16 protein-coding genes are annotated in these 25,011 nt (G+C 65.7%); 7 read left to right on the forward strand and 9 right to left on the reverse strand.

Annotated features, from left to right (window positions below; genetic code table 11):
- Positions 1 to 209: 209 nt before the first annotated feature.
- From HGB41_RS20130 to HGB41_RS20145, 4 genes are all read left to right on the forward strand, one after another.
- Entirely contained in the window at positions 210 to 3,050 is a 2,841-nt protein-coding gene (locus tag HGB41_RS20130; RefSeq protein WP_171087811.1) for a M16 family metallopeptidase, read from the forward strand.
- Positions 3,051 to 3,141: 91 nt separating this feature from the next.
- On the forward strand, positions 3,142 to 3,834 hold the full coding sequence (locus HGB41_RS20135) for a dienelactone hydrolase family protein (RefSeq protein WP_171087813.1): 693 nt from the start codon (positions 3,142 to 3,144) through the stop codon (positions 3,832 to 3,834).
- Between the two features lie 183 nt (positions 3,835 to 4,017).
- Positions 4,018 to 4,767: a DUF6345 domain-containing protein gene (locus tag HGB41_RS20140; RefSeq protein ID WP_171087815.1), complete on the forward strand. Its 750-nt coding sequence runs from the start codon at positions 4,018 to 4,020 to the stop codon at positions 4,765 to 4,767.
- 3 nt (positions 4,768 to 4,770) lie between these two features.
- On the forward strand, positions 4,771 to 5,727 hold the full coding sequence (locus HGB41_RS20145; RefSeq protein ID WP_171087817.1) for a hypothetical protein: 957 nt from the start codon (positions 4,771 to 4,773) through the stop codon (positions 5,725 to 5,727).
- Here HGB41_RS20145 and HGB41_RS20150 read toward each other — a convergent pair.
- From HGB41_RS20150 to HGB41_RS20180, 7 genes are all read right to left on the reverse strand, one after another.
- Positions 5,683 to 8,376 (reverse strand): molybdopterin-dependent oxidoreductase, encoded by a 2,694-nt coding sequence (locus HGB41_RS20150; RefSeq protein ID WP_371868560.1) that lies wholly within the window; start codon positions 8,374 to 8,376, stop codon positions 5,683 to 5,685. The two genes, HGB41_RS20145 and HGB41_RS20150, sit on opposite strands and share 45 nt — an antisense overlap.
- 11 nt (positions 8,377 to 8,387) lie before the next feature.
- A complete protein-coding gene (locus tag HGB41_RS20155) occupies positions 8,388 to 9,611 on the reverse strand; it encodes an NAD(P)/FAD-dependent oxidoreductase (RefSeq protein WP_171087821.1) in 1,224 nt (407 codons plus the stop codon).
- The gene (nirD, locus tag HGB41_RS20160) at positions 9,596 to 9,943 is read right to left on the reverse strand and encodes a nitrite reductase small subunit NirD (RefSeq protein WP_171087822.1); all 348 of its coding nucleotides are present in this window, start codon (positions 9,941 to 9,943) and stop codon (positions 9,596 to 9,598) included. Before nirD ends, HGB41_RS20155 begins: the two co-directional genes overlap by 16 nt.
- A 20-nt stretch (positions 9,944 to 9,963) precedes the next feature.
- Positions 9,964 to 12,507 (reverse strand): nitrite reductase large subunit NirB, encoded by a 2,544-nt coding sequence (gene nirB, locus HGB41_RS20165; RefSeq protein ID WP_171087824.1) that lies wholly within the window; start codon positions 12,505 to 12,507, stop codon positions 9,964 to 9,966.
- Between the two features lie 11 nt (positions 12,508 to 12,518).
- Complete coding sequence (locus tag HGB41_RS20170; protein WP_171087826.1) at positions 12,519 to 13,814, reverse strand: MFS transporter; 1,296 nt, start codon at positions 13,812 to 13,814, stop codon at positions 12,519 to 12,521.
- 278 nt (positions 13,815 to 14,092) lie between these two features.
- Positions 14,093 to 15,268, reverse strand: coding sequence for a CmpA/NrtA family ABC transporter substrate-binding protein (locus HGB41_RS20175; RefSeq protein WP_229423138.1), 1,176 nt, complete (start codon positions 15,266 to 15,268; stop codon positions 14,093 to 14,095).
- A 25-nt stretch (positions 15,269 to 15,293) separates the two neighbouring features.
- Positions 15,294 to 15,962 (reverse strand): ANTAR domain-containing response regulator, encoded by a 669-nt coding sequence (locus tag HGB41_RS20180; RefSeq protein ID WP_171087828.1) that lies wholly within the window; start codon positions 15,960 to 15,962, stop codon positions 15,294 to 15,296.
- Between the two features lie 684 nt (positions 15,963 to 16,646).
- Between HGB41_RS20180 and HGB41_RS20185 the strand changes: the two genes are divergently transcribed.
- On the forward strand, positions 16,647 to 19,004 hold the full coding sequence (locus tag HGB41_RS20185) for a S9 family peptidase (protein ID WP_171087830.1): 2,358 nt from the start codon (positions 16,647 to 16,649) through the stop codon (positions 19,002 to 19,004).
- Between the two features lie 161 nt (positions 19,005 to 19,165).
- Positions 19,166 to 21,400, forward strand: a complete 2,235-nt coding sequence (locus HGB41_RS20190; RefSeq protein WP_229423139.1) for a hypothetical protein — start codon at positions 19,166 to 19,168, stop codon at positions 21,398 to 21,400.
- A gap of 3 nt (positions 21,401 to 21,403) precedes the next feature.
- On the opposite strand, the gene HGB41_RS20195 is transcribed toward HGB41_RS20190, so the two are convergent.
- Together HGB41_RS20195 and HGB41_RS20200 are read right to left on the reverse strand one after the other, a co-directional pair.
- A complete protein-coding gene (locus HGB41_RS20195) occupies positions 21,404 to 22,642 on the reverse strand; it encodes a M20/M25/M40 family metallo-hydrolase (RefSeq protein WP_171087832.1) in 1,239 nt (412 codons plus the stop codon).
- 15 nt (positions 22,643 to 22,657) lie between these two features.
- Positions 22,658 to 23,890 carry a urate hydroxylase PuuD gene (locus HGB41_RS20200; protein ID WP_171087833.1) on the reverse strand — a complete coding sequence of 411 codons (1,233 nt, stop codon included), beginning with the start codon at positions 23,888 to 23,890 and terminating at the stop codon, positions 22,658 to 22,660.
- 129 nt (positions 23,891 to 24,019) lie between these two features.
- Between HGB41_RS20200 and HGB41_RS20205 the strand changes: the two genes are divergently transcribed.
- Positions 24,020 to 24,958 carry a LysR substrate-binding domain-containing protein gene (locus tag HGB41_RS20205; protein ID WP_171087836.1) on the forward strand — a complete coding sequence of 313 codons (939 nt, stop codon included), beginning with the start codon at positions 24,020 to 24,022 and terminating at the stop codon, positions 24,956 to 24,958.
- Positions 24,959 to 25,011 lie beyond the last annotated feature (53 nt).

The following is a 25,011-nucleotide window of genomic DNA, read 5'->3' on the forward strand; positions in this document are numbered from 1 at the left end:
GGCATCCCCTGGTCGGATGCCCGATTAACTCGCCAAGCACAGGTTCCCATGACAGCCAAACCTCCAGTCAATCTTAGAGCCAGAACGCGCGTGCCGCCGGTCTGGCTTTTCGTTTCCAGCTGCCGTGCTTTTTCGTTGTGGCAATCAAAAAATTGCAATAGTATCCAGAGCACTTCGTGTTCGTTTTCTCTTGCCAGGATTTGATACCCATGCAGCTTCGTCCCCTCCCCCTCTTGCTGGCCGCCGTGTTCGCGTCCGCCACGGTCTCGTCCGCACATGCCGCGACCCCGAAAGCCGCCACAGCGCCAAGCGCCGTCCTGAAAGTCGACTTCCAGAAATTCACCCTGCCCAACGGTATGGACGTGATCTTCCACATCGACCGTTCCGACCCGGTGGTCGCCGTAAACCTGACCGCGCACGTGGGCTCGGCTAGAGAGAAGGCCGGCCGCACCGGCTTCGCCCACCTGTTCGAGCACCTGCTGTTCCTGGAATCGGAAAACCTGGGCAAAGGCGGCCTCGACAAGATGAGTGCGCGCATCGGCGGCTCGGGCGCCAACGGGTCGACCTCGCAGGACCGCACCAACTACCTGCAGACGGTTCCCAAGGATGCGCTCGAGAAGATGATCTGGGCCGAAGCGGACAAGCTGGGCTGGTTCATCAACACGGTCACCGATCCGGTGCTGGCGAAGGAAAAGCAGGTCGTCAAGAACGAGAAACGCCAGGGCGTCGACAACGCGCCTTACGGCCATACCCGCTATGTCATCAACAAGGCCCTCTACCCGGCCGACCATCCATACAACTGGCAGGTCATCGGTTCGCTGGAAGACCTGCAGAACGCCCAGCTCGACGACGTCAAGGAATTCTTCCGCCTCTGGTACGTGCCGAACAACGTGACCCTGGTGCTGGCGGGAGACTTCGATCCGGTGCAGGCGCGCAAATGGGTCGAGAAGTATTTTTCCGAGATCAAGCGCGGCGAAGCGATCAAGCCGATGGCCAAGCGTCCCGGCGCGGTGGCGCAGACCGTGAAGCTGGCCCACGAAGACAATTTCGCGAAACTGCCCGAGCTGAACATGGCCTGGCCGACCGTCGAGGATCTGCACCCGGATTCTTACGCACTCGAAGTGCTGGCCGAGTACCTGTCCCAGACCAAGCGCGCGCCCTTCTATAAAGTGCTGGTGGAAGACAGCAAGCTGGCGCCGAACGTCCAGATCGGCAACCAGACGTCGGAACTGGCGGGGCAGTTCATGCTGCGCATTCGTGCCTTCGAGGGCAAGCCCCTCGATCAGGTAGCCACCGCAGTCGACCAGGCCTTCGCCAAGTTCGAACAGGAAGGCATTCCCGAAAAAGACCTGAACCGGATCAAGGCCGGCATCGAAACCCGTTTCTATAGCTCGGTATCGAGCGTGCTGGGCAAATCGGCGCTGCTGGCCGAGTACAACTATTTGACCGGCAATCCAGGCTATGTGGCCGAAGGCATCAAGAAAACGCTGGCGGTCTCCCGTGCCGATGTACGCCGCGTCTACGACACCTATATCAAGGGCAAGCCGTTCGTTGCGACCAGCTTCGTCCCGAAAGGCAAACTGGCGCTGGCCCTGAGCGGATCAAGCAAGGCCGAAGTCGTCGAAGAGAAAGTCGTGCAAGGGGCGGAGAACGCGGTCGATGCAAGTGCGAATGCCGAGTATGCCAAGACCGCGTCAAGCTTAGATCGCAGCAAGGAGCCGGCTTACGGGCCGACGCCCGCCCTCAAGGTGCCGCAAGTCTGGGACACCAAGCTTTCCAATGGCATGCGCGTGGTCGGCATCGAGAACCGCGAAGTGCCACTGGTGCAGTTCGATATCGCGATCGACGGCGGGCTGCTGCTCGACCGGCTCGACAAGGTGGGCGTGGCCAACCTGATGGCGCGCATGATGACGCAAGGTACCGCCCGCAAGACCCCGCAGGAACTGGAGGAAGCGATCCAGCAACTGGGTGCGGCGATCAATGTATCGGCACGTGCTGAAGATGTGCGCATCAGCGTGACGACCCTGGCGCGCAATTACCCCGCGACCCTGGCCCTGGTCGAAGAACTCCTGCTGGAGCCACGATGGGACGAGAAGGAATTCGCGCTGATCAAGCAAAGCGTGCTGAGCCAGATTCGCCAGCAGGAAGCCGATCCGAACGCACTGGCCAGCAGCAATTTCAACAAGCTGGTCTATGCAAAGGACGACCAGCGTTCGCGCAACATCCTTGGCACCGCCGAGACGGTGAATGCGATCACCATCGACGACCTGAAGGCGTACTACCGCGCCAACCTGTCGCCGTCGGTCGCCCGCATGCAAGTGGTCGGCGCTTTGCCGAAAGCCGTCATGACGCGTTCGCTGGCCGGGCTCGACAGCAAGTGGAAGCCCAAGGCCGTCACGCTGCCGGCGGCCTCGAAGGCGGCAGACCTGGCGCCCGCCAAGGTCTATTTCGTCGACGTGCCGGATGCGAAACAATCGGTGCTGCAGGTCGGCTACCGTGCGCTGGCTGCGACCGACCAGGACTTCTATCCGGCTGCGGTGGCCAACTACATCCTGGGCGGCGGCGGCTTTGCTTCCCGCCTGACCCAGCAACTCCGTGAAGGTAAAGGCTATACCTACGGGATCAATTCGAACTTCTCCGGCAGCAAGAGCGCCGGACCCTTCACCATTGCCAGCGGCGTGCGCAGCAATGTCACGCTCGAGTCCACCCAGCTGGTGAAACAGATCCTGCAGGACTACCCTGCGACTTATTCGGCCGCCGACCTGGAAACCACCCGTAACTTCCTCGTCAAGAGCAATGCGCGCGCTTTCGAGACGGCCGCGGCCAAGCTGGGCATGCTGGACAACATCAGCAAGTACGGCTGGCGCGCCGACTACGTCAAGGACCGCGAACGCATCGTCAAGGCGATGACCTTGCCGCAGGTGCAGGCGCTGTCGAAGAACTACCTCGATCCGTCGAAAATGGTCTGGCTCGTGGTGGGCGATGCCAAGACCCAGCTGCCGCGCATGAAGGAGCTGGGCTTCGGCGAGCCGGTCCTGATCACCAAGTAAGCGTGCCGGGCATGGGGAAGGATTCCGCTAAGATGACGGGAGCAGAATCCTTCCCGCCCGCTCCGGGCTATCCGCTTTTGAGAGGACACCCATGACCGAACAACTCCAGATCCAGGCCCCGGACGGCAGTTTCGCCTGCCATGTCGCCCGTCCTTCCACGCCAGGCCCGCATCCCGTCGTCATCGTATTGCAGGAAATCTTCGGCGTGAACGCCGGCATCCGCAGCATCGCCACCGATTACGCGTCCAAAGGCTATATCGCCGTCTGCCCCGACCTGTTCTGGCGCATCGAACCCGGCGTCTTCCTGTCGGAAGCCCGTGAGGGGGACTGGGAGAAGGCTTTTGCGCTGTATAAGGCCTATGAAGTGAACAAGGGCGTCGACGACATTGCCCTGACGATCAAGGAGGCGCGCGGCCTGCAGGATGCCAACGGCAAGGTCGGCGTGACCGGCTATTGCCTCGGCGGGCTGATGACCTTCCTGAGCGCGGCGCGCACCGACGGCGACGCCTTTGCCGCCTACTATGGCGGCGGCACCGACCAGCACGTGGGCGAGGCCGCGAACATCAAGGCTCCCCTGCTCTACCACCTGGCTGAAGAGGACGAGTTCATCAGCAAGGATGCACAGGCAAAGATTCGCGCGGCACTCGCGGGCAAGGCCGAGCTGCACAGCTATCCCGGCTGCAACCACGCCTTCGCACGTCCCGGCGGCAATCACTACGACGCCGCTGCCGCGACCCTCGCCGCCAGCCGCACCGAAGCTTTCTTCGCGCGCACGCTGCGCTGACCCTCCGGCCGCGACTGGCGCAAGCCGGAAGGGCCGGACTGCCTGCCCGGAAACCGAACCATCACTGCCTCTGATCCACGACAGGCCGGCGCCCGCCGGCCAGGTCTACCGTAGGGCTTGCTACCTACCGCCGCGCCCGCAACGGGCCGGCGCCGTAGCTTCCGACAGGGAAAGGAGTTTGCCATGGCAAGGTTCGGAGTCGAAGCGATCCGCTACTTCAGTCATGCGCGCGCCGCGGGCGTGAGCACGGCTGGAGACCTCACTTACACCTTCAACCGAAGTAACGGGTTCGACGCAAAACTGCGCGGGGCCGGCCACACCCGCGCGTTCTATTGGGCCAATACCGACTGCTGGGAAACCGACATCCGCGATACCGACCAGGGTGGCGACGACCGCAGCTGGGTCGACGACGTCGACCTGTTCTGGCTCGAGACCCACGGCGGCAACGAAGAAGATGGACGCGCGCGCATGCTGTACGACATCGCGCACAGCGACTGGCGCACCTATTCCAATCGCTGGCAGCTGGGCGAGGACTGGAACAGCGAATGGGTCATGGCCTATTCGTGCGAAACCGTCAACCGCAACCGAGTCACCGGCCTGTGGAACATCTTCGCACGCATGCACATCTATTGCGGCGCCTGGGAAACCATGTGGGACGGGATCACCACCGACGAGTGCGGCGAGGACGTGGCCGACAACCTGCTTGATGGCGACACCGTCCACTCGGCCTGGCACAAGGGCGTGTCCGACTGGTGGGTCGACAACCACCCGATCACGGTCTGCGTGGGCGATGCGGCCACCTGGAACAACGGGAACATCCGCTGGGAGCGCTCCTACCTGAACCGCGACCACCTGTGGGGACACGGCAATGTAGACGCCGACCTGGCGCCGGCCCAGCAGGCCTGCATCCTGTGGTACTGGACGGAGGGCTGAATCATGAACCAACAATCCATCAACGAACAAGCCCTGGTCGACAGCCTGGCAGCCTCATGCACCGGCCAGCCGGCCCGCGCCGACGTACTGGTGCTGCAGTCCTTCACCCAGGACGACGTGCGGGCACGTGCGACGCGCTTCATCTCGCTGCTGCGCGAAGCGGACGGCTGCTCGCGCGACCACGCCAGCTTTACCACGCGCGACGACCGCACGCTGGTCCAGCTCACCGGCGGCGCACGCGCCGTCATCTACCACGCGTCCGGCGCACTGCAGTTCAGCGCAGGCGTCGCGCCGCTCGAAGCCCCCTTCGCTCGCGTCGAAGAACGCGAGGTGCTACTGCGCCTGGTCAACGACACAGCGCAAGGGCTCAAGCTGGCCGAGTGGACAGGCGATAAGGGTAGCCTCGCCTTCGAGCGCTTGTGGCTATCCAAGGCGCAGGGCGCCGACCGCGAGCGCAGTTCGGAGCCGGTGCTGCTGCGCGCCACCGGGGCCTGGCGGCACGCGATCAACGGCGTCCCGGTGCTGGGCGCGGCCTCGGTGGCGATCACACTGGCAGGCGACAATGTGCTCGACGCGCTGTCGGTACGCATCCGTCCCGGCATCGCCGAGACCCTCGACAGCGCCATCATCACGCCGCCGGAAGCGGGCGCGCAGCAGATCGCGCGCAATCTCGCCAGCGTGCTGGGTAATGCCAAAGAGCGGCTGCCTTCCGATGCGGTCCGGGTGCGGTCGATGCAGTTCGGTTACCTCGACCTCGGCAAGCGCAAGGCACAGCGCGTGCTGGCGCCGGTCTACGTCGCCCAGGTCGAAGTGCGGCACAAGCTCGAGACCCAGGGCTATGTGTTCGCCGTGCCGGCCACGGAACGCGCCTACCAGGAGCTGCCGCTGTTCGGCACCGACCAGGTAGCGGCGCGCTCACGCGCCAGCATCGGCGGGCACTGCAAGGAGGTGCTGCGCTAGCAGCTGCCGGATCTCCGGCAGGCAGGAACCGCAGTTACCGCCTGCGCGGGTGCAGGCGGTAACTGCCTGGGCGTCTTTCAGTCCTCCCTCGACGATCGCCTTGCAGATCGTGTTGCGGCCCACGCCGAAGCAGGCGCACACGGTGGGGCCGGGATCCAGCCCCTGCGCCGGCGCCTGCCCGGCGAGCAGGGTAGCGCGGTCTTTCGGCGACAATTCCTCGTGGGCGAACAAATCGCCCAGCCAGGCCCTCGACGGCAAGTCGGGACGGCGCGAGATGAAGACGCAGGCCTGCAAGCGGCCGTCAACCAGCAGCGCACAGCGCAGCAGGCCGCCGGTGTGGTCCTCGTATTCGATCCAGTCGGCGTCCTCGTTCGCACCGAGCAGGCGACGCGCCCACCCGGGTGAGACCGGCTCGCGCCCGCCCAGCTCATAGCGCACGAAGCCTGCACCGCGCACCCGGGTCCAGTTGGCCACGCTCGCCAGGTCGAGATCGTCCCGGCTCAGCGCGAAACCATGCCAGGCCACGCTGAACGGCTCGATACGCACCGGCGTGTGCTTGAACTCAGGCTCGCCGGACACCGGATCGACTTCCGGGTTGACCACGGCGCCCACGCGGGCGTCGGATGCGGTCTGCCCATTCCAGTGGATCGGGATAAAAGCCGCGCCGCGCGCGATTCCGCCGCTGTGCGTCACGCGCGCCACCATGGCGCCCCATTGGCTCTTGATGCGGGCAAGCTCCCCCGCGCGCACGCCGCTTAGCAGCGCATCGTGGGGATGCAGGTCGACGAAGGGTTCAGGTGTATGCCCTGCCAGCCGGGGCGACTTGCCGGTGCGCGTCATGGTGTGCCACTGGTCGCGCAGGCGGCCGGTATTCAGCGCCAGCGGGAATGCGCGGCTCAATGCATGGACCGGCGCGCGCGGTGCGGTGGCGATGAAGCGCGCTTTCCCGTCGGCGTGGGCAAAGCGGCCGTCACCGAACAGGCGCGGCGTGCCTTCGCGATCGTGCTGCACCGGCCATTGGAGCGGCTCCAGCGCGTCATACGCCGCACGGTCCATGTTTGTCAGTGCATCGAGGCGGAAGGCACGCCCCAGCTCTTCGTCGCTGTTGCGCCAGACCGAGAGCCGTGCGTGTTCGTCGAAGATCTCGTGCACGCTGCCGTAGTCGAATCCCATAAATCCCATGCGCTGGGCCACTTGGCAGATGGCCTGCCAGTCGGCGCGCGCCTCGCCCGGAGCGGGCAGGAAGGCGCGCTGGCGCGAGATGCAGCGTTCGGAATTGGTGACGGTGCCATCCTTCTCGCCCCACCCCAGCGCCGGCAGCAACACGTGCCCGAAGGTGGCGGTGTCGGTCGTGCCCACCACGTCCGACACCACCACCAGCTCGCAGCGCTGCAAGGCGCGCTTGACCTGGTCGGCGTCAGGCAGGCTGACCACCGGATTGGTCGCCATGATCCACACCGCCTTGACGCTGCCCGCTTCGATGGCGCGGAACAGGTCGACGGCTTTCAGGCCCGCCTTGTCCGCGATGCGTGGCGCATTCCAGAAGCTGCGTACCGCGTCGCGGTGCGCCGGCTTGTCCAGGTCGAGATGGCTGGCCAGCGTATTGGCCAGGCCGCCTACTTCGCGCCCGCCCATGGCATTGGGCTGGCCGGTCAGCGAGAACGGTCCCATGCCCGGCTTGCCGATGCGGCCGGTGAGCAGGTGGCAGTTGATGATGCTGTTGACCTTATCGGTACCGCTGGATGACTGGTTCACGCCCTGCGAGAAGGCGGTAACGACCTTGCCGGTCGCCGCGAAGGCTTCGTAGAATTCCATCACCAGGCGCGGATCTACCCCGCAGGTGCGGGCCACGAAGTCGATGTCCGCGCAGCCGCCGGCCTCCAGCAGGGCTGCATCCAGGCCTGAAGTGTGGGCGGCGACGAAGGCATTGTCCTGCGCCCCGGTACGCGCCAGGTAGCTGAGCAGGCCGTTGAACAGCCAGACGTCGGTGCCGGCCTTGACCGGCAAGTGCAGGTCGACCAGGTCACAGGTCGCGGTGCGGCGCGGGTCGATGGCGACGATGCGCAAGGAGGGCCGCGCTTCCTTTTCCTTTAGCATGCGCTGGAACAGGGTCGGATGGCACCAGGCCGTATTCGAGCCGACCAGCACGATCATGTCGGCCAGCTCGAAGTCCTCGTAGCAGCCGGGCACCAGGTCTTCGCCGAAGGTGCGCTTGTGGCCGGCCACGGCGGACGACATGCACAGGCGCGAATTGGTGTCGATGTTGGCGCTGCCGACATAGCCCTTCATGAATTTGTTGGCGACGTAGTAGTCCTCGGTCAGCAACTGGCCCGACACGTACAGCGCCACCGCATCCGGGCCGTGCTCGGCGATGATGGAGGCGAAACGCGATGCGACCGTGTCGAGCGCTTCGTCCCAGCTCGCGCGGCGCAATGTGCCGCCTTCGCGGATGCCAGGGGCCAGCAGCCGCCCGTCCAGGCTGAGCGTCTCGCCCAGCGCCGAACCCTTGACGCACAGGCGGCCGCGGCTCGCCATGTGCTCCGGGTCGCCCTCGATCAGGGCGCCGTCCGGAGTCAACATGGCCTTGACGCCGCAGCCGACGCCGCAATACGGGCAGGTGGTGCGTACCGCGGACGCAATCGGAATCATCGGGCCGCTCATCAGGCAGCCTCGCACAGGGCGGGCCCGAACAGCAGGCGGTCGCGGATCGAGGAGATATCGGCCCGGGTCTGGATCAGGTCGAAATACCACGGGCCATCGGCCACGTCGCCGTACAGCACTGCGCCAGTGACGCGGTTCCCGGCCAAAACCAGGCGCTTGTACACGCCGGCATGGCGGTCGCGCAGCACCAGGTCTTCGCTGCCCGCCAATCCGACGATGTCGCCGACCGAGTACAGGTCGATCCCGGTGACCTTCAGCTTGGTCGCAGTGGCCTGCTGCACGTAGCGGCGGTGGCCCAACCCTGCCAAATGGGCCGCGCAGACGCGGGCCTGGTCCCAGATCGGCGCCACCAGGCCGAAGGTGGCCTTGCGGTGCTGGATGCATTCGCCGACCGCATACACGCGCGGGTCGTAGGTTTGCAGGGTGTCGTCGACCACGATCGCGCGCTCGCAGTGCAGGCCGGCCTCGCGCGCCAGCGCCACGTTGGGGCGCACGCCGGCGGCCATCACCACCAGGTCGGCCGGCACTTCGAGGCCATCGGTAAAGCGGACCGCGGTCACCCTGCCTTCGCCGAGGATCGCCTCGGTTTGCCTGCTCATCAGGATGCGCAGGCCGCGTTTTTCCAGCGCGCCCTTCAACAGCAGCGCGGCCGAGGGGTCGAGCTGCTGGTTCATCAGGCTGTCGGTGAGGTGCACCACCGTGACCTCCATGCCCTGGCGGAGCAGGCCATTGGCCGCCTCCAGCCCGAGCAGGCCGCCGCCGATCACCACCGCATGGCCGCCGCGTTTCGCCGCCGCCAGCATGAGGTCGACGTCATCCAGGTCGCGGAAGCCCACCACGCCGTCGAGTTTTGAGCCGGGCACCGGCACGATGAAGGGGCTGGAACCGGTCGCCAGCAGCAGCCGGTCGTAATTCACTTCCAGGCCGGAGCGCGCACCTACGGTGCGGCGCTGGCGGTCGATCGCGACGACCGGATCGCCGGTGTGCAGGGTGATGCCGTGTTCTTCGTACCAGCTGCGTGTATGCAGCACGATCTCGTCACGCGTCTTCTCGCCGGACAGCAAGGGCGAGAGCAGGATGCGGTTGTAGTTCACGCGCGGCTCGGCGCCGAAGACGGTGATGTCGTACATGCCGGGCTCCAGCTTGAGCAGCTCTTCGACGGTGCGCATGCCGGCCATGCCGTTGCCGACGACAACCAGCTTCTGTTTTATGGAGCGATCCATACCTTGCCTCCTTCCAGGCGCGCCGGATAGCTCGCCACCGAATGGTGGGGCGCTTCCAGGCACTCGCCGCTCTCCAGGTCGAAGTGCTGCTTGTAGATGGGCGAGGCCACGACGATGCGCTCCCCTAAACTGCCGACCAGCCCGCGCGACAGCACCGCCGCCTGCGCATTCGGGTCGAAGTTATCGATGGCGAACACGCGCGGCTGGTCCGAGCCGATACGGAACACGGCAACCTGGCGCCCATTCAGCAAGGCGCAGACGCCGGTATCCGGCACGATCTGGTCGATGGCGCAGACGGCGATCCAGTTTTCCAGCTTTAGGTCTTGGTGCATGGTGAGCTCCTTTTGAATGGTCAGGCTGCGGTGGCGATCGGGATCACGCGGTGGCGCTCGTCCGCTCTGGCCGGGCGGATCTGCCCGCGCTCCGGCACGAACACGACGTTGTCGTCCTTCGCCTCGCTGTTGACGAAGTGGCGGAAACGCTGGCGCACTTCCGGATTGGTGACGGCCTCTTTCCATTCGCAGGCATAGGTGTCGACCACGTGCTGCATCTGGGCTTCCAACTCAAGACCAATGCCCAGCTTGTCGTCGATCACGACCTGCTTCAGGTAATCCAGCCCGCCCTCCAGGTTCTCGCGCCAGACGCTGGTGCGCTGCAGGCGGCCGGCGGTGCGCACGTAGAACATCAGGAAGCGGTCGACCAGCTTGACCACGGTTTCGTCGTCGATGCCGGACGCGATCAGTTCCGCATGGCGCGGCTTCATGCCGCCATTCCCGCACACATATAAATTCCAGCCCTTTTCGGTGGCGATCAGGCCCACATCCTTGCCCTGGGCTTCGGCGCATTCGCGGGTGCAGCCCGAGACACCGAACTTGATCTTGTGCGGCGCCCGCAAACCCTTGTAGCGGTTTTCCAGCGCGATGGCGAAGGCCAGGCTGTCGCCCACGCCATAGCGGCACCAGGTCGAGCCGACGCAGGATTTCACCGTGCGCAGCGACTTGCCGTAGGCGTGGCCGGATTCGAAGCCGGCCGCGATCAGCTCTTCCCAGATGTTGGGCAGCTGTTCGACTCTGGCGCCGAACAGGTCGACGCGGGCACCGCCGGTGATCTTGGTGTACAGGCCGTATTTCTTGGCCACCTGCCCCACCGCGATCAGGCCGTCGGCCGTGACTTCGCCGCCCGGCATGCGTGGCACCACCGAATAGCTGCCGTCCTTCTGGATATTCCCCAGGAAGTAGTCGTTCGAATCCTGCAGGCTGGCGTGCTCGGGCCTCAAGACGAAGTCGTTCCAGGCCGAGGCGAGGATGTTCGCCGCCACCGGCTTGCAGATGTCGCAGCCCAGGCCCTTGCCGTGGCGGGCGATCAGTTCGCCGAAGCTCTTGATGCCTTCCACGCGCACGATGTGGTACAGCTCCTGGCGCGAACAGGCGAAGTGCTCGCACAGGTGGTCGTTGACGGCCACGCCGAGCCGGGTCAGCTCGGCGTTCATCACCTGGGTCATCAGGGGCACGCAGCCGCCGCAGGCGGTGCCGGCGGTGGTGCATTTTTTCAGCGCGCCGACCGAACTGGCTCCGCCGGCGACCGCTGCGCACAGCGCCCCTTTCGAGATGTCGTTGCAGGAGCAGATCTGGGCGCTGGCCGGCAGCGCGTCCACGCCGAGCACCGGGCGCACGGCGCCATCGCCCTGCGGCAGGATCAGGAATTCCGGCGCCTGGGGCAGCTCCAGCTTGTTGAGCATCATCTGCAGCAGCGTGCCGTAGCTCGATGCATCGCCGACCAGCACCGCGCCGGTCAGGTACTTGCCGCATGCGGACACGACGATTTTGCGGTATTCCTGCTTGCGCTCGTCCAGGAACTGGTAGCTGCGCGAACCGGCGGCCGTACCGTGCGCGTCGCCGATGCTGGCCACGTCCACGCCCATCAGTTTGAGCTTGGTGCTCATGTCGGCGCCCGTGAAACCGCCTTCGCCTTTCAGGATGTGCTTCGCGGCGGTGCGCGCCATGTCATAGCCCGGCGCCACCAGCCCGAACAACTGGCCGCCCCACAGCGCGCATTCGCCCACCGCATAGATATGCGGGTCGGAGGTCTGGCAGTTGTTGTCGATGACGATGCCGCCGCGCTGGCCCAGCGCCAGGCCGCTGCTCTTCGCCAGCTCGTCGCGCGGGCGGATACCGGCCGAGAACACGATCATGTCGGCCTCCAGGTGGCTGCCGTCGGCGAACTGCATGCGGTGGGTGGCTTCCTCGCCATCGACGATCGCCAGCGTGTTCTTCTGGGTGTGCACCTGCACGCCCAGTTCCTCGATCTTGTTGCGCAGTACGCGGGCGCCCGGCTCGTCCACCTGCACCGCCATCAGGCGCGGCGCGAATTCGACCACGTGGGTCTGCAGGCCGAGGTCGCGCAGCGCCTTGGCGCACTCCAGGCCCAGCAGGCCGCCGCCGATCACGACGCCGGTGCGCGAACGCGCGCCGCCTCCGCGGACGGCGCATTCCTGCATCTTTTCCAGGTCCTCGATGGTGCGGTAGACGAAGCAATCCTTGCGGTCGGCGCCCGGTACCGGCGGCACGAAGGGAAAGGAACCGGTGGCCAGCACCAGCTTGTCGTAGTCGAGCGGCTCGCCTTGGGCCAGCATCACGGTGCGCGATGCGGGGTCGATGGCAGTGACGCAGGTGCCCAGGCGCAGGCGCATATCCTTGCGGTCGAAGAAGCCCGGCGCCACCAGCGACAGGTCTTGCGCGCTTTTCCCTGCGAAGAATTCGGACAGGTGGACCCGGTCGTAGGCCGGACGCGGTTCCTCGCCAAGGATCGTGACGCGCAGGTCGGTATCCCCGCTGGCCGCCAGGGTTTCGACGAATTTATGGCCCACCATTCCGTGGCCGACGACGACGATATGCATTTCTTTACTCCTCAAGCTGCGGAGACTGCAGGCGAACCCTGCTCTGCAGTCATGGTGAAACGGGCGGCGATGGCGCACAGGCTGGCAACCAGCACCAGCATGCTCAGGATGCTCAGGGTCTGGGCGATATCGCCGGTACCTTTCATCAGGAAACCGGCCGCCACAGCGCCGACGTTGCCGCCCGCGCCGACGATGCCGGCCACGCCGCCGAGCGCCTTGGGCGCCACGAAGGGCACCAGCGCATAGGTGGCGCCGCAGGCCATGTGGGTGAACAGGCCGAAGCACAGCATGGCGATTACGGCAAACACCACGCCGTCGGCCTGCGCGAACCACAGCAGGCCCAGGCCTTCGCCAATCATCAGCACGAACAGCACGGTGACGCGGCTGTTCAGGTTACCCAGGCGTGCGCTGCGGTCCGACAGCCAGCCACCCAGGGCGCGGGCGAACAGCGCCAGCAGGCCGAAGCTGCCGGCCGCCAGGCCCGCCGCGCCCAGCGACAGGCCGAAGTGGTCGACGTAGTACACGGCGGCGATGTTATGGATGAAGATCTCGATGCCGAAGCAGGCGCCGTAGGTGACGAACAGCAGCCAGGCGCGGTGGTTGCGGCAGGCTTCGCGGAAGCTCGCCCATCCACCTTTTCCGCCTTCCTTGAGCAGGCCCTGCTTGCGCAATTCGTCGAAATTCCCATCCGGGCAATCCTGGGTATAGCGCCAGTAGAAGAAGGCCATCACGATCATCGCCACGCCCGGCACCACCAGCGCCACGCGCCAGCTCAGGGCCTGCGAGACGCCGAGCATCATGACCGCGGTGAGCAGCAGCGGCATCAGGGCCTGGGCCGCGCCACCGCCGCTGTTGCCCCAGCCGGCCGCCGTGGCGTTGGCGGTGCCGACCACCTTGGGGCTGAACATGACCGAGGTGTGGTACTGGGTGATGACGAAGCTCGCGCCCACCGCGCCGATCCCGAGGCGGAACAGCAGGAAGCTTTCGTAGCTCTGCGACAGCGCCACGCCCAGCACCGGGGTGGAACCCAGCAGCAGCAGGCCGGTATAGGCCTTGCGCGGGCCGTAGCGGTCGCACAGGGGGCCGATCAGGAGCCGCACGAAGATGGTGATGGCGACGGCCGCGATATTGATGTTGGCGACCTGCTCCATCGACAGCCCGAATTCGCCTTTGATCACCGGCATCAGCGGTGCGCAGGCGAACCAGGCAAAGAAGCAGATGAAAAAGGCGATCCAGGTCAGGTGGAAGGCGCGCATGGGCGCCGTGTCGAACGAGAAGAGCTTGATGCTGTCTGCTTTGCTGGCCATGTTTCTTCCTTGAGAAAGCAAAACGGCGTCCGCACTCCTGCTTCGAAAGCAGAAGTTGCGGACGCCGTTGTCCTGTTGGTGCCAGTCCTTCGTTAGCCTGGCGACGGGGTACAGAAATGCGTGAAGAGGATCGCCATTGATCCCGTAGCGGTATATACGCAAGAGGCGTGCCACGCGGCGTGCAGGGGAAGTGGCCCCACGCTTGCAGGGCGGCGCGCTACATTGCGGTGCAACATGCCCGCAAATGATGCAGGCATGAGATCAATTCGCGCACCGATTCAAGACGTGCGCTTAAACGATGCGGCATAGGCTGCCGGGTCGCTCCCATCCCACACGCGGCCGTCGAACAGCGACGAACGGCGCATCACGTCTTTTGGCAGCGCCACCCCGGCCAGCCCTGCGGCCTCGCGGTAGAGGTCGATCCGGTTGACTTCTGCCGCGACAGCGCGGTAGGCCGGATCGCTGCGCAGCAGGCCCCAGCGGCGCTGCTGGGTAAGGAACCACATGCCGTCGGACAGCCAGGGGAAGGTGGCCTCGCCGTCGGCGAAGAAGCGCAGGCCGTTGTGCCCGCGCCAGCCGCCATCCCTGGTCTCGTCGCCGCCATGGCGCCCCGCCAGGCAGAGCTGGAGCACGTCCTTCTCCGCATTGACGTAGCCGGGACTTGCCAGCACCTCGGCCGCCGCTTCGCGGTTGGTGCGCGAGGCATCCAGCCAGCGCGCCGTGTCCAGCAGCGCCGCGATCATGGCGCGGCAGGTATGCGGGTTCGCGGCCGCGAACCCGGCGCTGGTGCCCAGCACCTTGCCCGGATGGTCGGGCCAGATGGTCTCGCTCGACACGGCCAATGCGCCGACGCCTTCGCGCACCGCGCGCTGGCCCCATGGCTCTCCGGCGCAGAAGCCGTCGATATGACCCGCGCCCAGGCTGGCCGCCATCTGGCCTGGAGGCACGGTGACCAGCTTGCAGTCCTCGAACGGATCGATGCCTGCGGCAGCCAGCCAGTAATACAGGAACATCGCGTGGTTCCCGGTCGGGAAGGTGTGGCCGAAGGTCGGGCGCCGCCCCTGCGCGCGCAGCAGCCCTGCCAGGGCAACGCCCCCGGAGGCCTTGGCGGCCAGGGCGCGCGACAGCGTGATCCCCTGCCCGTTCTGGTTCAAGTTCATCAGCACCGCCATCTGGCGCGCCGGGGTGCCGACTCCCATCTGCAGGCCGTACAGCAGGCCACACAGGACGTGCGCCGCATCGAGTCCGCCCGCGCCAAGGCGGTCGCGCATGCCGGTCCAGGACAGCTCGCGGCTCAGTTCAAAGCGCAGGCCGTATTTTTCGTCGAAGCCCAGCACCGAGGCCATGATGAGCGGTGCGCAGTCGGCCAGCGGCATGAAGCCGATCCTGACTGTCGATTGTTCCGGTTTATCCGAGCCCGCGATCCATGCGCCGCCGCCATTCATGCCTGCCATAGTGTTCCCTTGTGCGCTGCGGGCATCAGCCCAGCAGGTCTTCGACGTCGATCAGCCGCTGCGCGATCTCCGCCAGCTTCATGTTCTTGTTCATGGCCATGCTGCGCAGGCGCTGGTAGGCCTGTTCCTCGCTCAGCCCATAGCGCGTCATCACCAGGCCCTTGGCGCGGTCGACCACCTTCCGCTCGGCCAGCTTCTTGCGCGTGTCCAGCAGTTCGCCGAGCAGTTTTTGCTCGCGCCGGAAGCGCGCCAGCGCGACGTCGAGCACCGATTTCACACGCCCGGCATGCAGGCCCGCCACGATATAGGCCGACACCCCCGCATCGAGTGCGGCGTTCATGCTGGCCGGTGCGTCGTCTTCGGTGAACAGCACGATCGGGCGGCGCTCGTCGCGGGTGGCGATGACAATGTGCTCGAGGATGTCGCGCGCATCGGATTCGCTGTCGACGATGATCATGTCCGGCTGGAGCTGGGCGATCCGCTCGGGCAGGAAGACGTCTGCCGGCAGCGAGGCGACCAGGTCATAACCCGATTCGAGCAGGCCGATGCGCAGCGCGGCGCTGCGGCGCGCCAGTTCGGCGAGGGCACTGTCTTGCTCACAGCCGCTCTCCCCGCCAGGTGCCGTGGCAGGCGCAGTGACCGGATTGACGACAACGATGCGCAGATGGGAGGGCGTACTGCCAGGCGATTTCATAACAGCATTGCATGCAAGATTCGCACCACCCTATCCAGGAAGGCGCACCTGCCGCCCCGTTCATTCATCGTAGCAACAATGAGACATTCGCCGCGTCAATATCTTCAGCTTGGCGCGCGCGGCAATTATTCATATTTCGTATCACTGGAATCACGAACCAAAAGTTTTCTTATGGCTAGAAGCTCCCTATACTGCAACGCAACATCCGGAGAAATCGTCGTCCCAACAGGAGAATCACCATGGCAGCAAGCACCCGCGTCATCCGCCGTCACTTCGCCACCGCCCTCTCGGCCGTGCGCAGCTTCTCGATCGAACTCTACGCTGCCCATGGCGGCTGGGCGCCGGTCGTCCGCGGCTGAGCATGAAGGCCCTCGACACGCTCGCTGTCGTCCTGGCCGCGCTCGTCATCGTGGGCCGCGTGCTCATGTTCCTGCCGCGCTTGCCGAAGGAGCTGCGCAAGGTGGTCTAAGACCTTGCAGCGCGACGCGCTTTACCCTTGAAGCATTGCGCCGCAGCAGCCGTATGGATATGTATGGGCAGGCCGTACATACAGTAACCGTCCTCGCCATTCCTGGCGGACGGCCTTCCCGTATCCCTTTCCCGCATCGCAGGTGACTGCGCTAGAATGCAATTCGCATTTTCTAGCAAGAAAGCTATTCCCTTTCACCCGGTCCCCTATCTACGATGCGTACACCTGCACTTACACTTTTCGCGGCACTGCTCGCGCTGCCGGCGGCGGCCTCCACGCCGATCACCCTCGACCAGGCCATGGCCCACCCCGACTGGATCGGCACCCCGGCGGAAACCGCCTGGTGGAGCTGGGACAGCAAGCAGGTGTTCTACAAGCAGAAGCGCACCGGTTCGCCGGTGCGCGATACCTGGCAGGTAGCCCAGGGCGGCAAGCCGAAACTGGTGCTCGATACCGAATTGTCGAAGCTCGACGGCGCCGATGTCGTCTACAACCGCGACGGCACCCGCGCCCTGATGCTGCGTAACGGCGATTTGTTCGAGCGCGACCTGAAGAACGGCGCGCTGGTGCAGATCACCCGCGGCGCCAGCAAGCTCGAAGCGCCGCAGTATTCGAGCGACGAGCGCAGCGTGCATTACCGCATCGGCACCGACTGGTACGCTTTCGATCGCGCCAGCCGGGTGGTCGGCCCGGTCGCGCTGCCGCGCGCCGCCAAGGACCCGGCGGTGAGCGAAGACGACCCGCTGCGCGACCAGCAGCTGCGCCTGATCACCACCCTGAAGCGCCAGAAGGACGAGCGCGACGCCCTGCGCGAGCGCATGAACGAGCAGCGCCGCCTCGATCCATCGCTGCCGCCGGCGCCGGTGTACTTCGGCGACAAGGTCACGATCGAAGGCAGCGTGCTGTCGCCCGACGGCCGCTGGCTGATCGTGGTCACCGCACCGAAGAACGGCGACAAGGGCCGGGTCGGCAAGATGCCGCGCTACGTGACCGAGTCGGGCTACGAGGAATTCGACGACCAGCGCACCCGCGTGGGACGCAACATGCCGGCGCCGCATGCACTCAAGCTGGTCGACCTGCGCACCAACAAGGTGCAGGACCTGTCCCTCGACGTGCTGCCGGGGATTACGACCGACCCGCTGGCCGAGCTGCGCGCCGCCGCCAAGAAAGACCCGCTCAAGGGCAACCGCCCGGTGCGCGTGATCGACGGCGCCGACGCCATCGAATGGAGCGCCAACGGTGCCAACGTCGCCGTCATGCTGCGCTCGGTCGACAACAAGGACCGCTGGATCGCCACCGTCGACCTGGCAGGCGCCAAGCTCAAGCCCCTGCACCGCTTGAGCGAGCAGGCCTGGGTCAACTACGACAACAATGAATTCGGCTGGCTGCCGGACAACCGCACGCTGTGGTACCTGTCCGAGCAAACCGGCTATTCGCACCTGTACACCCAGGACGCGAACGGCGCTGCTCCTCGCGCCCTCACCTCGGGCAAGTGGGAAGCGTCGGAAGTGCGCTGGTCGCATGACGGCAGCGTCGCTTACCTCATGTGCAACCGCGCCACCCCGGGCGACTACGAAGTCTGCGCCGTGAATGCCAAGGACGGCGCGATCCGCGAAGTCACAAACCTCGACGGCGTCGAACGCTTCCGCCTGTCGCCGGACGAGCGCAAGCTGCTGGTGCACTACTCCGCCAGCTATACGCCGGTGCAGCTGGCCCAGGTAGCGGTAAGCGGCGGCGCGGCGACGAAGCTCACCGACACCCGCAGCCTTGAATTCAAGGCGCGCCAGTGGATCGAGCCGGAATACGTCGCGGTGCCGTCGAGCGATGGCGGCGACCCGGTCTGGGCCAAGCTGTACCGTCCGGCCCAGCTGGACCCGAACAAGAAATACCCGGTCGTGATGTTCGTGCACGGCGCCGGCTACCTGCAGAACGTCAGCAAGCGCTACCCGAACTACTTCCGCGAGCAGATGTTCCACAACCTGCTGGTCCAGAAGGGCTATGTGGTGCTCGACATGGACTACCGCGCCTCGAAGGGCTACGGCAGCAAGTGGCGCACCGCGATCTACCGCCAGATGGGCCATCCGGAACTGGTCGACTACATCGACGGCGTCAACTACATGGTCGCCAAGCACCAGGGCGATGCGAAAAACGTCGGCATTTACGGCGGCAGCTATGGCGGCTTCATGGCCTTCATGGGCCTGATGCGCGCCCCGGAGACTTTCAAGGCCGGCGCGGCCCTGCGTCCGGTGACCGACTGGGTGACCTATAACCACGAGTACACCGCCAACATCCTGAACACGCCGGACATCGACCCGCAGGCCTACAAGATCTCGTCGCCGATCGAATACGCCGACAAGCTGCAGGGCCACCTGCTGATCGCGCACGGCATGGTCGACGACAACGTGTTCTACCAGGACTCGGTACGCATGGCCCAGCGCCTGATCGAACTGAAGAAGGACAACTGGGAACTGGCGAGCTATCCGCTGGAGCGCCACGCCTACGTGCAGCCGGAAGCCTGGTACGACCAGTACCGCCGCATCTACCAGCTGTTCGAGCGCACGCTCAAGCAATAAGCAAGCAGTCTCCAAAGGCGCCTCCGGGCGCCTTATTTCATACGGCGCCGCGTTCGTGGCGCCTTCTCCGCTGCGACGCCGGCGCGCTGCCGCAGGTCAAGGCGGTAAGATGAGGGCGCGCTTGCGCCTCCGTTCAACGACTGCAGGATCCGATGCCGACCATGCCATTCATCCGTTACGCCCTGGGCCTGCTGCTCACGGCATCGATTGCCAACGCCGCTGCCCAAGAGCTCCCGGCCACGGGGGCCGTCTCCGTTGTCGATCCGGCCTATGTCGGGCTGCCGCAGGGCGGCGGCCTGGATGGGGAGCGCGTGGCCGAGCTTCGCTACGGGAAGGCGAAGGCCGCGGAAGCGCCCATGCCGCAGGAAGCCAGTCCGCCCACCCGCGTTCCGAACGCGCTGGCAACGATCATGGTCGAAGCTACCGGCGCGAGCAAGGATGCGCGACTGCCCCTCAGCTTCGGCCAGGTATTTGCGCCTGCGGCGCTCAAGCGCGGGGAACAGTTGCAGGCAGTGCTGGCCGACGGCAGCACGCTGCCGCTGCAGGCCGACATCAAGGCGCGCCATCCGGATGGTTCGGTACGCCACGCGGTCCTGTCGGCCGTCGTGCCGTCGCCGCAGCCGGGCAAGCCGCTCGCACTGGGGCTGGCCAAGGCGTCCCGCCCGGACCTGGCCAAGACCGGCAAAGGGCATGACGCCAGCCTCGATGCCCTCCTGCGCAGCGGTACCGACGCCCGGGTGGAGCTGACCCTCGATGGCAAGACCTATACGGCAGCCCTCGACCGGCTGCTGGCCACCGCCGCACCCACGCTGTGGCTCGATGGCCCCGTGACGCGCGAATGGCAGGTAGCAGGGCCTCTGGCAGGCCCCGGCGGCCAGCCCCATCCGCACCTGGCGGCACGCTTCGCGGTCCGCTGGTATCCGGCGCTGGCGAAGGCGCGCATCGACATGACGATCGAGAACAACTGGGCGTACGCGCCCGCGCCGCAGAACTTCACTTATGACGTGCGGGTGAGCGTGGGCGGCAGCGAGGTGTACGCGAAAAAGGCCCTGACCCACTATCACCATGCGCGCTGGCGAAAGCTGTTCTGGACGGGCGACGCGCCCAAGATCCACCTGCGGCACGATACGCGCCAGCTGATCGCATCGCTGGCCGTGCCCAACTACGACCAGTCGGTAAAGGTCGATGAACGGACGCTGTCGCGCATGCATGCGCAGTGGACCGGACCGCAGAGCGAACCCATGGGCGTCGGGCTGGCACTTGCGGCCATGCCGACTACCGGAGGCCGGCCCGATATCGGCCTGCTGCCCGGATGGGCCGCCATGTACCTGCTCGGCATGGACCGCCGCGCCGGCGAAATGACCTTGGGGACCGCCTCGCTGGCGGGAAGCTGGTCGATGCATTACCGCGACGTGCGCACCGGCCTGCCCGTTAGCCTGCTCGACTTCCCCTACATGACCATCGTCGGCAATCCGGGCGATACGCGCAATCCCGCTACCGGCAAGAGCGAACTATTCCCGGCCTGCGCCGCGCCCGGTGCCTGCAAGAGCCCCTACCAGCACGACATTCCCCACCAGCCTGCGTTCTCTTACCTGCCTTACCTGCTCACCGGCGACCACTACCACCTGGAAGAGCTCCAGTTCTGGGCGATGTACGACGTGATGGCGTCGAATCCCGGCTACCGCGACAACCGCAAGGGCCTGCTCCGGCCGGAGCAGGTGCGGGGCCAGGCCTGGGCTCTGCGCACGCTGGGCCAGGCCGCCTACATCACGCCCGACGGCCATCCGCTCAAGCGCGACTTCCTGCAAATACTGGATGCCAACCTTGACTGGTACAACGCGACCTATACGCACAACCCGCAGGCCAATGCGCTGGGCATCATCGTCAACGGCTATGCGCTCGGCTACGCAGATGGGCGCGGCATGGCGCCATGGCAGGACGATTTCTTTACCTCCGCAGTCGGCCACCTGGCCGAACTCGGTTTCGCCAAGGCGCGCGAGCTGCTGGTGTGGAAAGCGAAGTACCCGGTGTCGCGCATGACCGGCAAGGGCATGTGCTGGATCAGCGGGGCCATGTACAGCATGAACGTGCGCGACAATGCATCGGCGCCCTTCTACGCGGCCATCGGCGAGGCTTACCAGGCGAGCATCCCGCCGGAACTCCGGGCACTCCCCTGCGCGGGTTCGGAAATGGCGGCGGCGCTCAAGCTGCGCACTGGCGAGATGACGGGCTATTCGTCCGGCGACAGCGGCTATCCGTCGAACATGCAGCCGGCCCTCGCTTACGCAGCCGACGCACTCGGCGAGGATGGGAAAAAAGCCTGGCGCCAGTTCATTGCGCGCAGCGTGAAGCCCGACTACGGCCTGGGGCCGCAGTTCGCGATCGTGCCGCGCTGACGCCTATTTGTCGGCAAGGAAGTCCAGCAGCGTGAGCGCCACCACCTTGGTGGCCTTGCGCAGGTCTTCCAGTTGCAAGTGTTCGTCGGCCTTCTTCGCATTCGATTCCGGCACCGTGCGCGGCCCGGCGCCATAGAGCACCGCGGGGATGCCGCGCTCGCCGTACAGGCGGGCATCCGCATACAGCGGCGTGCCCTGGGCCGGGATGTCTTCGCCGAGGATGGCGCGGCCGTGGCGCTGCAGGCTCGCCACCAGCTTGTCCGAGCCCGGCAATGGCCGCAGTGCATGCGACAGCAGCAGGCGCCGGATTTCGAGCCGGATGCCCGGCATGCCGGCCACCGCGTCCTCGACCAGCTTGCGTACCTGCGCCTCTACGGCCACCGGGTCTTCTTCGGGAATCATGCGGCGGTCCATCTTCATGACCACCTTGCCCGGCACCACATTGGTATTGGTGCCGCCATCGATGCGGCCCACCAGCATCGTGGGCGAATCGATGCCGGGAACCTGTGACTTGATCTTCTTGAGATCCGGCAGCTGGCCATAGATCGCGTTCAGGATGCGGGTGGCGGCCTGCAGCGCATCCACCGCGGTCTCCGGCATGGCGCCGTGGCCGGCCTTGCCTTGCACCGTGATCTCGAGCTGCAGGCAGGCGTTGTGGGCGGTGACGATGTTGTAGCTGAAGCCCGCCGCGATCACGTAATCGGGCCTGGTCAAGCCCTGCTCCAGCAGCCAGCCGGGGCCCAGCAGGCCGCCGAATTCCTCGTCATAAGTGAAGTGCAGTTCGAGCGCGCCCTTGAGGCTCAAGCCGAGCGCTTCCAGCGCGCGCACGGCGAACACATAGGTGGCGAAGTCGCCTTTCGAGACGGCCGTTGCGCGGCCGTAGACGGCGCCGTCATGGATCTCGGCGCCGTAGGGTGGTTTGCTCCAGCCTTCGCCCGGCGGCACCACGTCACCGTGCGCGTTCAGCGCCAGCGTCGGGCCGCCCGCGCCATACGGGCGGCGCACGACCAGGTTGGTGATGCTCTCCATGCCGTAGTCGCGCACCGCTTGTTCAGGCACGGCGTGCTTCTCGGCCGTCCAGCCATACTGCGTGAGCATGCCTGCCACCGCCTCCGCATGGGGCGCGTTATCCCCCGGCGGGGTATCGGTGGGGATGCGCACAACCTGCTGGAGAAAGCCGACTTCTTCGTCGAAGTGCTCGTCGATCCAGGCCAGCAGCCGTTCCTGTACTTGTTTGTCCATGTGTTTTTTCCCGGCTTATTTTCCAGTTTTCGCGCCGGCTTCGAACCAGGCGCCGACCTGCGCCCGCTCGGCATCGGTCATGTTGGTGAGATTCGCCAGCGGCATGGCCTTCAGCTGCACCGTCTGCTGGTAGATGCGCAGCGCGTTCTGGCTCACCAGTTCGGGCGTATGCAGCATGACGCCGGCCGGCGCCGTGGCAAAGCCCGCCTGGGTCGGCTGCTGCGCGTGGCAGGAGACGCAGCGCTGGTCCATGATGGTGCGAACCTGGGCGAAGCGCGCCGCCTCGTCCAGCCCTGCCGCGGCCCTGGCCTGCACGGGCGCCTTCGGCGCGATCGCCACCGCCAGCCCCAGGAGCAGGGCCACGCCGGCCGCCGGATACTTCCACTCGACCCGGCCCTTGTGGCGCAGGTTGAAGAAGTGGCGGATCAGCACCCCGGCCGCCATGATCACGCCCAGCACTGCCCACGCGTACTCGTGGCGGTAGGTCATCGCATAGTGGTTGCTGATCATGATGAACAGCACCGGCAGCGTGAAGTAGTTGTTATGCACGCTGCGCTGCTTGGCCTTGATGCCGTGGATCGGGTCGGGCTTTTCGCCAGCCATCATCGCATTCACCATCTTGCGCTGGCCCGGGATGATCAGCATCGCCACGTTCGCCACCATCATGGTGCCGATCATGGCGCCCACATGCAGGTAGGCGGCGCGGCCGCTGAGGAGAATGCCCAGCACATAGCTGCTGGCCACCAGGAAGGCAAAGATCACGAGGCCGAAGGCCAGGTCGTGCTTGCCCAGCGGTGAGCGGCACAGCAGGTCATAAACCACCCAGCCAACCACCAGGCTCCCCAAACCGATGCCCACCGCCTGCCAGCTGCCCAGGTCTGCCACGCTGCGGTCGACCATCATCGCCTGCGCATTCAGGTAGTAGACGATGACCAGCAGCGCGAAGCCGGAGGTCCAGGTGGAATAGGCTTCCCACTTGAACCAGTGGAGCTCCTTCGGCAGTTCGCTTGGCGCCACCAGGTATTTTTGCGGGTTGTAGAAACCACCGCCATGCACCGCCCACAGCTCGCCGGCCACGCCTTTTTTTGCGAGCTCGGAGCCGGGCGCAGGCGGTCGAATGGTGTTGTCGAGCCAGACGAAATAGAAGGACGCGCCGATCCAGGCGATGCCCGTGATGATGTGCAGCCAGCGCACAAGCATGTTGAACCATTCGAGCATATAGGGCCCGAGATATCCGAATACATCCATGGGGGCTTCCTGGTTGGCGGTATCCCTCGACAATACGGGATTTCCATTTCTGCAACATGAAACTTAGCGTATATTCGACATACCCAGATTGATATACCCGAACCCGTCTATCCAGTTGAGAGCACCTCGATGTCCAGCCTGCCCCAGCACCTCGACCTGCACCTGATCCGCATCCTCTACCTGCTGCTGGTCGAAAAGAACGTCTCGCGCGTGGCCCTCAAGCTGAACCAGCCGCAGCCCTCGATCTCGGCCTCGCTGCGCAAGCTGCGCGAACTCACCGGCGACCCGCTCCTGGTGCGCGGCGCGCGCGGCATGGTGCCGACCCAGCATGGCGAAAGCCTGCTCAAGCCGGCCAAACGCATCCTCGACGAAACCGAGAGCCTGTTCGTGCGCAAGTCGCCCTTCGTGCCGGAAGAAGCCACGCGCACCTTCCACATCGCCGCGCCCGATTATCTCGACACCCAGTTCCTGCCGAACGTGGTGGCAGCACTGCGCCGCGGCTCGCCCAACAGCAAGGTGGTGTTCCACAGCCTGGGACCGGGCGTGGATTACCTGCGCATGCTGTCCGACGGCGACATGGACCTGGTGATCGCCAACTGGGACGAGCCGCCCGCCCACCTGCACATCTCGAAGCTGTTCGAAGACCCGATCATCTGCACCATGCGCGCCGACAGCCCCTATGCGCGCCGCACCGCCGTCGACGCCATGACGGTAGAAGATTACCTCAGCCTGCCGCACGTGGCGCCTTCGCAGATGCTGCCGGGCTACCACGGCGTGATCGACGCCCACCTCGACCGTTTGGGGCTGCAGCGCGCGGTGGCGGTCGAATCGCCCTATTTCGGCGTGATCCCCTACATGCTGACCCAGAGTGACCTGGTGCTGACCACCGGCCGCCAGTTCATCCGCTTCTACGAACGCATCCTGCCGCTCAAGAGCTTTACGGTGCCCATTAAATTCCCGCCGATGCGCTTCTACCAGTTGTGGCACCAGCGCGTGCACCAGTCGACCGAGCACAAGTGGCTGCGCGACCAGGTGAGCGCCGCGGCCCGCGCCCTGGTCACGAAGTAAGCGCAATACCGCTTATGGGACGGCGCGTATAAGCTGGAGGGGTTGCAGGATTT

Source organism: Telluria aromaticivorans, assembly GCF_013003915.1.
In the GTDB taxonomy this organism is placed as follows: domain Bacteria; phylum Pseudomonadota; class Gammaproteobacteria; order Burkholderiales; family Burkholderiaceae_D; genus Telluria; species Telluria aromaticivorans.